The sequence below is a fragment of the Pseudomonas sp. NPDC087598 genome, assembly GCF_044743525.1.
Lineage (GTDB): Bacteria > Pseudomonadota > Gammaproteobacteria > Pseudomonadales > Pseudomonadaceae > Aquipseudomonas.
Map to the genome: position 1 here is coordinate 341 of NZ_JBIUWQ010000103.1, position 8,423 is coordinate 8,763.

Genomic DNA, 8,423 nt, shown 5'->3' on the forward strand with positions numbered 1-8,423 from the left:
AACACAAAGAATGAAAAAAAAATGTAATAAAGTCAATGAAGTAAACACGGCTGTATTAAACGATTTCAGCGCTGGCCTGGCACAGTTCCCTATCCCAAACCGCTTGCGAAACGGCGTCAAGTGTACCATGCCGCAGCCAGGAGTTTCTCTGGCGCAAGGCCTTCTGCAAGCGCTGCCAAGTGGCCATGAATCGCGGCTCGACGTGGAACACGCCCCAATCGAGAAACTGCCGGCGAATCTTCGGCGCACCTTCAAGCAGGCGGAAACTGTCCGGGTTGATCAACTGCAGCGGCAGGATCTCCGCCAGTTGCGCTGCGCTACGGGCGTTCTGGCCGTCGATACGGATCTGGAACTCGCCCTGACGGTCCCGCGAAATCCCCAATGCACTGTGGCCACCCTCGGCCAATTCGACCTGACCGAACACGGTGCAGGCGAGTTGCTCGTACTGGATGACCGGCAACAGCCGCGTGCTACGAAACGAACGGGCAAGCCCCAGCAGATGAATGGCTTCCAGAACACTGGTTTTGCCGCTGCCGTTGGCGCCGTAAAGGATGTTGATGCGGGGGGAGGGGGAGAAGGTCACCGGGTGCAGATTGCGCACCGCGGTGACCGAAACACGACTTAAGGACATCCAGGGTCAGCTGATTACAGACGCATCGGCATGACAACGTAAGCCGAATCGTCGTTGTCGGACTCCTGCACCAGCGCACTGCTGTTGGAGTCGGACAGGATCAGACGAACCTGCTCGGTGGTCATCACGCCCAGCACGTCGAGCAAGTAGCTCACGTTAAAGCCGATTTCCAGGGAGCCGCCGTTGTATTCAACGCCCACTTCTTCTTCCGCTTCTTCCTGCTCCGGGTTGTTGGCCTGGATCTTCAACTGACCACTGGCCAGTTGCAGACGGATACCGCGGTACTTCTCGTTGGAGAGAATCGCGGTACGGCTGAACGCTTCACGCAGGGCCTGGCGATCACCGAGTACCAGCTTGTCACCGCCCTTCGGCAGCACGCGCTCATAATCCGGGAATTTACCGTCGACCAGTTTCGAAGTGAAGGTGAACTCGCCAGTGGTGGCGCGGATGTGGTGCTGACCGAGGACGATGCTGACGTTGCCGTCCGGCTCGGTGAGCAGACGTGCCAGCTCGAGAATACCTTTGCGCGGCACGATGACCTGGTGGCGATCCGGCTGACCGATATCGGCTTTCATCGAGCACATGGCCAGACGGTGACCGTCGGTAGCCACCGCCCGGATGATGCCTTCGGAAACTTCCAGCAGCATACCGTTGAGGTAATAACGCACGTCCTGCTGGGCCATGGCGAAGCTGGTGCGTTCGATCAAACGACGCAGTTTGCTTTGCTCCAGGCTGCAAGTCAGCGAACCCGGACCTTCTTCGACAGTCGGGAAATCGTTGGCAGGTAAAGTGGACAGGGTGAAACGGCTACGACCGGCCTTCACGACCAGCTTCTGCTCGTCGACCTTGATGTCGATCAGCGCATCGTTGGGCAGGCTTTTGCAGATATCCATCAGCTTGCGCGCAGGCACGGTGATGGAGCCTGTTTCAGCCGGCTCTTCGAGTTGCACACGACCGACCAGCTCGACTTCCAGGTCGGTACCGGTCAGCGACAATTGCTGGCCTTCGACAACCAGCAGCACGTTGGAGAGTACCGGCAAGGTCTGTCGGCGCTCGACGACGCCTGCGACCAGTTGCAGGGGTTGCAACAGGGGGTCGCGGTGAAGGGTGAAATGCATGGGGTCGTCCCGTGCCTTATTAAGCTGCGGTGGTGTTCATCAAGTGGTCAGAGAACGCAGAAGGATCATGTAGTCCTCGAGGATTACCGCTACGGATTCCTTAAGTTCGTTGATCTTGCGGCAGGCGTGCAAAACAGTCGTGTGGTCGCGACCGCCAAACACATCGCCAATTTCCGGCAGGCTGTGGTTGGTCAGTTCCTTGGACAACGCCATGGCCACCTGACGCGGACGAGCGACCGAGCGCGAACGGCGCTTGGACAGCAGATCCGAGATCTTGATCTTGTAGTACTCGGCGACGGTGCGCTGAATGTTATCCACAGAGACCAGTTTGTCCTGCAACGCCAATAAGTCTTTCAGGGATTCGCGAATCAGCTCGATGGTGATATCGCGACCCATGAAGTGCGAGTGGGCAATCACGCGTTTCAGCGCGCCTTCCAGCTCACGGACGTTGGAGCGAATGCGTTGGGCAATGAAGAACGCGGCGTCGTGCGGCAAGTCGACTTTGGCCTGGTCGGCCTTCTTCATCAAGATTGCGACGCGGGTTTCCAGTTCCGGCGGCTCGACGGCAACCGTCAGGCCCCAGCCGAAACGGGATTTGAGGCGTTCTTCAAGGCCTTCGATTTCTTTCGGATAGCGGTCACTGGTGAGAATGACCTGCTGGCCACCTTCAAGCAGGGCGTTGAAGGTGTGGAAAAACTCTTCCTGCGAGCGCTCCTTGCGGGCGAAGAACTGAATATCGTCGATCAGCAAAGCATCCACCGAACGGTAGAAACGCTTGAACTCGTTGATCGCGTTCAGTTGCAGCGCCTTGACCATGTCGGCCACGAAACGCTCGGAATGCAGGTACACGACCTTGGCATTCGGGTTCTTCTTTAACAGGTGGTTACCCACCGCATGCATCAAGTGGGTTTTACCCAGGCCGACGCCACCATAAAGGAACAGTGGGTTGTAGCCGTGCTTGGGATTGTCCGCCACTTGCCAGGCTGCCGCGCGGGCGAGCTGGTTGGATTTACCTTCGACGAAGTTTTCGAAGGTAAAGGTGCGGTTCAGGTAACTGGTGTGCTTGAGCGCGCCTTCAACCTGCACGGTGCGCTGTTCGGCGCGAACCGGAGCCTGTTGCGAAGCGGCACCGGACATCGGGTCGAAACTGTCGCGAGACGGTTCATCGCTGATTTCGGGGCTTTTCTGCGTCGAGCGCTTGGCCGCCGGTGCTGATGCCTGAACGGGTGTCGGCGCATTCACAGGCGCGGCATTTGCCTGGGCCTGGGACACCTGCGCTGCAGCCAGTGGTGCATTGGGTGCGGCACGCGGAGCAGAACTGCGTTTGCTGCCTATTAATAAGGAAAGCGCTGGCGCCATGCCGTTGCCGTGCTCATCCAGCAGTTCAAGGACGCGCCCCAGGTACTTTTCGTTGACCCAGTCCAGCACAAAACGGTTCGGTGCGTAGACGCGCAACTCGTCGCCTTCGGCTTCGACCTGTAGTGGACGGATCCAGGTGTTGAATTGTTGGGCAGGCAGCTCCTCGCGCAAAAGCTCCACGCACTGCTGCCAAAGTTCCACTGACACGGATATCCCCTAAGTTGAAAGCCGGTGAGGCAAAAACAAGCGGCCATTGTAGCGGCGAGCCGTCCACTTATCCACATGCAGGTTGCGCGGTCGCCATGATTTATCAATGCGTTAACCAGGAAAAAGGCGACCAACGGTGTGTGAATAAGCTCTGTGGATAACCGCGTCTAAGGGCACTGGACAACTGGGGGCGAAACTCGGTGGATAACAGGCCTGTGGATAACAGGCCATTCCACACACAGGTTATCCGATAGCGCAGCACAGGCTGAACACGGTTTTCCACTGTAGTTGTCATTCTCTGTACATCACGCGAAACAAGGCCTCATGGCACTTATCCACAGATGACGGCGTGCCTAGCTTTTATAAGCTTTACAGAAAAGCTTTAAATAATTCCCTTCTTTATTTTTATGTATGGCGAACAGGCTTTCAGCCAAACAAGCCCTGCAGATCTATTTATAAGGAAACGCTGGTTGGAAATTGACCTGAAGGCTTGCTTTCTCTAGAATCCCCGGTCTCTTAAAACGGGGGCCATTCCGGCCCGTTGTGGACGAACCAGGTAACACGACATGAAACGTACTTTCCAACCAAGCACTATCAAACGCGCTCGTACCCACGGTTTCCGTGCTCGCATGGCTACCAAGAACGGCCGCGCAGTCCTGTCGCGTCGTCGCGCCAAAGGTCGTGCGCGTCTGGCAGTTTGATAATCCGGTACTGGAGGTGAGTCAGGACTTCAGTCGGGAAAAGCGTCTGCTTACTCCCCGGCATTTCAAGGCAGTCTTTGACTCCCCTACCGGCAAGGTTCCGGGGAAAAATCTCCTGCTCCTTGCACGCAACAACGATCTTGATCACCCCCGTCTCGGGCTGGTTATCGGGAAGAAGAGCGTAAAGCTCTCCGTTGAGCGCAATCGCCTCAAGCGTTTGATGCGCGAATCGTTCCGTCTGCACCAGGATTCACTGGTCGGTTGGGATATCGTTATCGTCGCGCGCAAAGGTCTGGGCGATGTAGAAAACCCCGAATTGATTCAGCATTTCGGCAAACTCTGGAAGCGTCTGGCACGCAGCAAGCCAGTTCCAGAAGTCAAAACCGAAACTGTAGGGGTAGACAGTCCAGATGCGTAAACTGGCCCTCGTTCCGATCCAGTTTTATCGCTATGCCATTAGTCCTTTGATGGCCAGCCACTGTCGTTTCTACCCCAGTTGTTCCTGCTACGCGTATGAAGCCATTGAAAATCATGGCCTTCTGCGCGGTGGCTGGCTGACCTTTCGTCGTTTAGGTCGCTGTCATCCGTGGCATCCCGGTGGTTATTACCCGGTTCCACCTATCCCTACCTCCCGTTCTTCTTCGATGGCCGAGTAATCATGGATATCAAACGCACGATCCTGATCGTCGCCCTGGCAATCGTGGCCTACGTTATGGTTCTTAAATGGAACCAGGACTATGGTCAGGCTGCTTTGCCGACTCAGAATGTTGCTTCCAGTACGACTACATCCGGTTTGCCGGACACCGCCACTGGCAATAATGCTGCCGCCAGTGACGATATTCCGCGCGCCGCTAGCGATACCAGCGCACCTGCCGAAACTCCGGTAGCCGCCAGCAAGGATCTGATCCAGATCAAAACCGATGTGCTCGATCTCGCGATCGATCCACAAGGTGGCGATGTTGCTCAACTGACCTTGCCTTTGTATCCACGTCGTCAGGATCGTCCTGATGTTCCGTTCCAGCTGTTCGATAACGGCGGTGAACGTGTTTATCTGGCACAAAGCGGTCTGATCGGTACCAACGGCCCGGATGCAAATCCGGCCGGTCGTCCGGTTTACTCCTCGGAGAAGAAGACTTATCAACTGGCTGACGGTCAGGATCAACTCGTCGTTGACCTGAAGTTCAGCAAGGACGGCGTTAATTACATCAAGCGTTTCACTCTGAAACGCGGCCTGTATGACGTAGCCGTTTCCTACATTGTGGATAACCAGAGCGCTCAGCCCTGGAACGGCGCAATGTTCGCTCAGTTGAAGCGTGATAACAGCGCTGATCCTTCGTCCACTACTGCTACTGGTACCGCAACTTACCTGGGCGCCGCCCTGTGGACAAGTTCGGAGCCGTACAAGAAAGTGTCCATGAAGGACATGGACAAGGCACAGCTGAAAGAAACCGTCACCGGTGGTTGGGTAGCCTGGCTACAACACTACTTTGTGACCGCGTGGATTCCGGCCAAGGGCGAAAACAACGTCGTCCAGACCCGTAAAGACAGCAAAGGCAACTACATCATCGGTTACACCGGTCCTACACTGACCGCTGCTCCGGGTGCCAAAGTTGAAACCAGCGCTGTGCTGTACGCTGGTCCGAAAAGCCAGGCTGTACTGAAAGAGTTGTCCCCAGGTCTGGAACTGACCGTCGACTACGGCATCCTGTGGTTCATTGCCCAGCCAATCTTCTGGCTGTTGCAACACATCCACGCCATTGTCGGTAACTGGGGCTGGTCGATCATTTTCCTGACCATGCTGATCAAGGGGCTTTTCTTCCCTCTATCGGCTGCCAGCTACAAATCGATGGCGCGCATGCGTGCCGTTGCGCCGAAACTGGCTGCTCTGAAAGAGCAACATGGCGATGACCGGCAGAAAATGTCGCAAGCCATGATGGAGCTGTACAAGAAAGAGAAGATCAATCCACTGGGCGGCTGCTTGCCGATCCTCGTGCAGATGCCGGTTTTCCTTTCGCTGTACTGGGTTCTGCTGGAAAGCGTGGAAATGCGCCAGGCGCCGTTCATGCTGTGGATCACTGACCTGTCGATCAAGGATCCGTTCTTCATTCTGCCGATCATCATGGGCGCAACCATGTTTATCCAGCAGCAGCTGAACCCGACTCCTCCGGATCCGATGCAGGCGAAGGTCATGAAAATGATGCCAATCATCTTCACCTTCTTCTTCCTGTGGTTCCCGGCTGGTCTGGTGCTGTACTGGGTTGTGAACAACTGCCTGTCCATCACCCAACAGTGGTACATCACGCGTAAAATCGAACGGGCTACCAAAGCAGCCGCTTGATTTACACTGTGGATAACCACTCAAAACGCCCCCTAGTGGGGCGTTTTGCTATCTGTCACTTTTGTCTGGATTCCGGTTAATGAGCGCACCTCGTGAAACCATCGCAGCTGTCGCCACCGCGCAAGGTCGCGGCGGTGTCGGCATCGTCCGTATTTCGGGACCGCTGGCCAGTGTTGCAGCGAAAGCCATCAGCGGCCGCGAACTGAAACCGCGTTACGCCCATTACGGCCCGTTTTTCAGTGATGACCAGCAAGTGCTGGACGAAGGATTGGCGCTGTATTTCCCGGGGCCAAACTCGTTCACCGGCGAAGATGTACTGGAACTGCAGGGCCATGGTGGCCCGATCGTTCTGGATATGCTGCTCAAGCGTTGCCTGGAACTGGGCTGCCGCTTGGCTCGTCCGGGCGAGTTCAGCGAACGCGCCTTCCTCAACGACAAACTCGACCTGGCCCAGGCCGAGGCGATTGCCGACTTGATCGAAGCAAGTTCTGCACAGGCTGCTCGCAATGCCCTGCGTTCGTTGCAAGGCGCATTTTCCCAACGTGTGCATAACCTGACCGAGCAACTGATCGGACTGCGCATCTATGTCGAAGCCGCCATCGACTTCCCGGAAGAAGAAATCGACTTCCTCGCTGATGGCCATGTGTTAAGCATGCTCGACAAAGTACGCGATGGATTATCCACAGTACTGCGTGAAGCCGGGCAAGGAGCCTTGTTGCGTGACGGCATGACCGTGGTGATCGCCGGTCGTCCGAATGCCGGCAAGTCCAGCCTGCTGAACGCGTTGGCCGGTCGTGAAGCGGCGATCGTGACCGAGATTGCCGGCACCACGCGCGATATCCTGCGCGAACATATCCACATCGACGGCATGCCGCTGCACGTTGTCGATACTGCAGGTTTGCGTGATACCGATGACCATGTGGAAAAGATCGGTGTAGAGCGTGCGTTGAAGGCTATCAGCGAAGCCGACCGGGTATTGCTGGTCGTCGATGCCACCGCTCCGGAAGCCTTGGATCCGTTTGCCTTGTGGCCGGAGTTCCTCGAAATCCGCCCGGATCCGGCCAAGGTCACTTTGATTCGCAATAAAGCCGATCTGACCGGTGAAGCGATTGCCCTGGAAGTCAGTGATGACGGCCATGTGACCATCAGCTTGAGCGCAAAATCGGCAGGTGAGGGGCTGGAATTGCTACGCGATCACCTCAAGGCCTGCATGGGTTACGAGCAAACGTCGGAAAGCAGCTTCAGCGCACGTCGACGGCATTTGGAAGCCTTGCGTCACGCCAGTGCGGCGTTGGAACACGGCCGTGCGCAACTGACTCTGGCCGGGGCTGGAGAGCTGTTGGCTGAGGACCTGCGACAGGCTCAACACTCTCTCGGAGAAATCACCGGCGCCTTCAGCTCCGATGATCTGCTGGGACGGATCTTTTCCAGCTTCTGCATCGGAAAATAATCCCTGCGTGATCCAAAGGCAGGTCCGTTCGCGACCTGCCTTCTCTTCTGATTTCAAAATCCTTTCCCAAGTGCCGGCAGATTTTCTCTCCCTGAGCGGATTTCTTCTGCCTGTCATTCCAGTATTCGTCCGTTTTCTGTGGATTAAGCCCTGTGAATAACTGCCACTGAGGTCAGTTGATAACAGGGCTTGAAAACTGGATATAAACCCCTCTGTGGATAACCACCCCTTTCACCCACAGGCTTACACCGGTTATCCAAACCTCTCATGGGTACATGGACACAGGGTTTAAAAACTCTGTACATATTGAATATAAAGGCCTGTAGTAATCTATCCACAGAAAGATGGCTCAGTAAGAATAAGCTTTAAAACAAAGGTTTTATAAATTTCTCTCTTTTTTATTCTTTTAACCGCGAGTTCTCCACAGCTGGTTAAATTTTGTGCAAAGGGTTCTTTAGGAAGGGCGAAGTCCCTATACTTGCCGACCAGGTCCAGAAACCTGATCTCAAACTATTCCTGAATTACCTACTTAAGCAGGCACGAGGTGCGTGTTTTTTTTGCATTCCCTTTTTTAAGTTATCGTGTTAGTCTTGGTTATTTCGTTTTCCGTGTTATGATT

Annotated in this window: 7 protein-coding genes and 1 pseudogene; 5 read left to right on the plus strand and 3 right to left on the minus strand. The window is 55.5% G+C overall.

The features are described 5' to 3' along the window. The 3 genes and pseudogenes from recF to dnaA form a co-directional block, all read right to left on the minus strand. Positions 1-631, minus strand: a pseudogene (gene recF, locus ACIOWE_RS29105) (DNA replication/repair protein RecF); the annotation flags it as partial. A gap of 14 nt (positions 632-645) precedes the next feature. Further along, the gene (gene dnaN / locus ACIOWE_RS29110) at positions 646-1,749 is read right to left on the minus strand and encodes a DNA polymerase III subunit beta (protein ID WP_401398377.1); all 1,104 of its coding nucleotides are present in this window, start codon (positions 1,747-1,749) and stop codon (positions 646-648) included. Positions 1,750-1,788: 39 nt separating this feature from the next. Continuing rightward, complete coding sequence (dnaA, locus tag ACIOWE_RS29115) at positions 1,789-3,315, minus strand: chromosomal replication initiator protein DnaA (RefSeq protein WP_401398379.1); 1,527 nt, start codon at positions 3,313-3,315, stop codon at positions 1,789-1,791. A gap of 566 nt (positions 3,316-3,881) precedes the next feature. Here dnaA and rpmH point away from each other — a divergent pair. The 5 genes from rpmH to mnmE all read left to right on the plus strand — a co-directional run bounded on the left by rpmH (position 3,882) and on the right by mnmE (position 7,804). Continuing rightward, a complete protein-coding gene (gene rpmH, locus ACIOWE_RS29120) occupies positions 3,882-4,016 on the plus strand; it encodes a 50S ribosomal protein L34 (protein ID WP_003213577.1) in 135 nt (44 codons plus the stop codon). 16 nt (positions 4,017-4,032) lie between these two features. Beyond that, the gene (gene rnpA, locus ACIOWE_RS29125) at positions 4,033-4,434 is read left to right on the plus strand and encodes a ribonuclease P protein component (protein ID WP_042704971.1); all 402 of its coding nucleotides are present in this window, start codon (positions 4,033-4,035) and stop codon (positions 4,432-4,434) included. Then, positions 4,427-4,672 carry a membrane protein insertion efficiency factor YidD gene (yidD, locus tag ACIOWE_RS29130; RefSeq protein WP_401398381.1) on the plus strand — a complete coding sequence of 82 codons (246 nt, stop codon included), beginning with the start codon at positions 4,427-4,429 and terminating at the stop codon, positions 4,670-4,672. Before rnpA ends, yidD begins: the two co-directional genes overlap by 8 nt. 2 nt (positions 4,673-4,674) lie before the next feature. Next, positions 4,675-6,354: a membrane protein insertase YidC gene (gene yidC / locus ACIOWE_RS29135; protein WP_034152190.1), complete on the plus strand. Its 1,680-nt coding sequence runs from the start codon at positions 4,675-4,677 to the stop codon at positions 6,352-6,354. Between the two features lie 79 nt (positions 6,355-6,433). Then, positions 6,434-7,804: a tRNA uridine-5-carboxymethylaminomethyl(34) synthesis GTPase MnmE gene (mnmE, locus tag ACIOWE_RS29140; protein ID WP_401398383.1), complete on the plus strand. Its 1,371-nt coding sequence runs from the start codon at positions 6,434-6,436 to the stop codon at positions 7,802-7,804. Positions 7,805-8,423 lie beyond the last annotated feature (619 nt).

What these genes read in the sequence shown, in the direction of transcription:
- mnmE (WP_401398383.1), top strand. Translation starts at nt 6,434, where the DNA reads ATGAGCGCACCTCGTGAAACCATCGCAGCTGTCGCCACCGCGCAAGGT.
- yidD (WP_401398381.1), top strand. Translation starts at nt 4,427, where the DNA reads ATGCGTAAACTGGCCCTCGTTCCGATCCAGTTTTATCGCTATGCCATT.
- yidC (WP_034152190.1), top strand. Translation starts at nt 4,675, where the DNA reads ATGGATATCAAACGCACGATCCTGATCGTCGCCCTGGCAATCGTGGCC.
- dnaN (WP_401398377.1), bottom strand. Translation starts at nt 1,749, where the DNA reads ATGCATTTCACCCTTCACCGCGACCCCCTGTTGCAACCCCTGCAACTG.
- rpmH (WP_003213577.1), top strand. Translation starts at nt 3,882, where the DNA reads ATGAAACGTACTTTCCAACCAAGCACTATCAAACGCGCTCGTACCCAC.